The following is a 2,581-nucleotide window of genomic DNA, read 5'->3' as shown; positions in this document are numbered from 1 at the left end:
AACGTAGTTAACTATTTGCCCCATCTCACTGCTGTTAGCCATGGCATTAAATGCAGTAGATGTAGCATCTTCAACTTGCTTTTCAAGGCTTTGTTTTTCAACGAGTACTTGGTTTAAATTTTTAAGCTTTGACTTAAGTTCATCATGGCCAAAGGGTTTTACAATGTAATCTTCTGCGCCAACCGAGTAGCCTTCCATTCGCTCTTCAACTGTGCCTCGAGCCGATACAAACATAACAATTATGTGTGCTGTATTTGGATTTGCTTTAAGTGCCTTACATACTTCATAACCATTCATTTGCGGCATACTTACATCGAGTAATATAACCTGAGGCATATAGCCTTCAACCATGTTTAAACACTCAGGGCCACTCGTTGCTACTTGTAATTCAAAATCAAGTTCCTCTAAAATTTCCTCAATAATTTCAAGGTTAAAGGGTTCGTCATCAACGGCAAGTATTTTAGTTAAGGCCATAATTTATCATCCATTCAAATTCTCAAAAAAGTTACTTGGCTTGCCAAAAAACAATTAATTACTGTGCTGTATTAATTGATCTTCAGCCAAATGCTCGTCTAGATTTATTTCTAGTGGCACTTGTATAGATATAGTGGCGCCACCATTTTCGTTGTTACGTGCAGTGATCTCACCTTGGTGTAAAGATACAAACTCTCTACACAAGGCAAGACCGAGCCCTGTACCACCAGCACCGCTATTTGTTTTACTGCTTTGTACAAACTTAGTAAAAATATGCTCTAGTTCATCTTCAGGTATACCGACCCCATTATCAGTAACCTCTATAGTAGCAAGCTTATTATCTGACTCTAAATTTACCCGTATTTTACTTTTTGGTTCGCTAAATTTAAGTGCATTACCTAATACGTTTCGAAGTAACTGATTTATTTGCTCTTCATCACATTGCGCAATTACAGGTAATGGCTGCGCGGTAAATACAATCTCAATTTCTTTTTCCATTGCCGTACCAGATACATCATCAATACTTGTTTTAATGATGTTCGATAAATTATATGGACGAGGATTAAATGGAAACTTACCCACATCTAGCTTAGATAGGTCGAGTAAATTATTTAGTAGCGACAGTAAACGCTCGCCACTACTCTCTATGCGAGATAGGTATTTAATGAGTTTTTCTTTTGCAAAATCTCCAGCATCTAATTTACTTAGACCAAAACGAGAAAAGCTTAAAATAGAGTGCATTGGTGTACGAAGTTCATGCGACATATTTGCTAAAAACTCTGATTTACTTAAGTTTGCAGCCTCAGCCACATTTTTAGCGTGCTCGAGTTGTGAAGTACGTGCTCTTACTTGCTCTTCAAGGATATCTTTTGCTTCAAGTAGTAAGTCTTCCTTTTGCTTGAGATGAGTTACATTTTTAAATATTACGGCAAGTGCTATTTCGCCATGGTGATCTATCTCATTAAAAGATCCCACCAACGGTATATATCCCCCTGCTGTTTTAGATAAACGTAAGTCGCAGCTAAATTGGCGATTACTATTTAATGTCGAAATTTTATCTTTAATACCTAACGTTGAATCATCATCTAAAAAGTTAAATACTGACTTACCTTCGAGTTCGTTAAACGGTAAATTAAATAGTTTTAAACAAGCATCATTAGCTTCTATTACCCTACCGCATTTCTCAAACAACATAATTGCATCGGGCGTATGCTTATAAATAACCTGGAGTAGACTGTCTTTTTCAATCAGGGCATCAACTGTATCTTGTAGCCTTTCAACAAGTTCTGCGTTATGGCGTTTTAATAACTCTGTTTGCCATAATTTATGTATTGATTGTAATAGTGAGCTGTCGTTCAGTGGCTTAATAAGTACGTCTTCCACACCTTGACGAATAGCTTCAATCATCGAAACTTGATCGGGACGTGAGGTAAATAGTAAGCAGCGACAATGTGGTTGCGTTACTTTTAAGTTTGAAAAAATTTCTAAACCTGTTCCGTCATCTAAAACAAAATCGCTTATCAGTATATCGATTTGCTTTTCTTTAGTAATTTCTAAAGCTTCTGCGGAGGTGGTTGCTGTATGAGTCTCTATATGAGCGCCGATTAAGCTATTTTTCATTTTTTCGAGGCGTTCAGGAACATGATCGACGAGTAAAATAGCGGGTAATTGCAAAATATGATTAGAACCTAATTCTAGTAGGCTCTCTAAAAGAGAAGTAATTTCTTTATTAGAAAAAAACGGGTAGATCACGGTTGCGTCAGGCGCAGCATGATTTAGCTCACTAAATGCAGTTAGTTGCTCACCACTTTCAGCTTTTGGAGCAAGTAACATAAAACGCTCTTGCGCTACTTCACTAACAAGGGGTTTTATAGAATCAACAGGCACACCATGGGCAACAACAACTAAGTCGTAGTCGCCTATATTGGTATACATGTCTAGCATGCTGAAATGAATTAATTCGACTTCACATCCTATTAATTCTAAAAGCACTTTCACACGCATTGCGATGACACTGCTACTATCAACAATTAATATTTTTCGAATCATCAAGCTACACTTCAAATTAATAAACTTAATATGTTAATAGCGTAGTCTATTTTTATTT

The 2,581-nt window shown here is 36.7% G+C and carries 2 protein-coding genes; both read right to left on the bottom strand.

Annotated elements, in window-relative coordinates; all coding sequences use genetic code 11:
- Positions 1-474 (bottom strand): response regulator (locus ENH88_RS08860; RefSeq protein WP_304181755.1); only part of this gene is annotated, 474 nt, incomplete at its 3' end.
- 54 nt (positions 475-528) lie between these two features.
- Positions 529-2,523 carry an ATP-binding protein gene (locus ENH88_RS08855; protein ID WP_170071701.1) on the bottom strand — a complete coding sequence of 665 codons (1,995 nt, stop codon included), beginning with the start codon at positions 2,521-2,523 and terminating at the stop codon, positions 529-531.
- Positions 2,524-2,581: the final 58 nt, after the last annotated feature.

Source organism: Pseudoalteromonas prydzensis, assembly GCF_011050055.1.
Taxonomy (GTDB): Bacteria; Pseudomonadota; Gammaproteobacteria; order Enterobacterales; family Alteromonadaceae; genus Pseudoalteromonas; species Pseudoalteromonas prydzensis_A.
The sequence above is the reverse complement of the archived record's forward strand: the minus strand, read 5'-3'. Positions and strand labels throughout refer to the sequence as shown.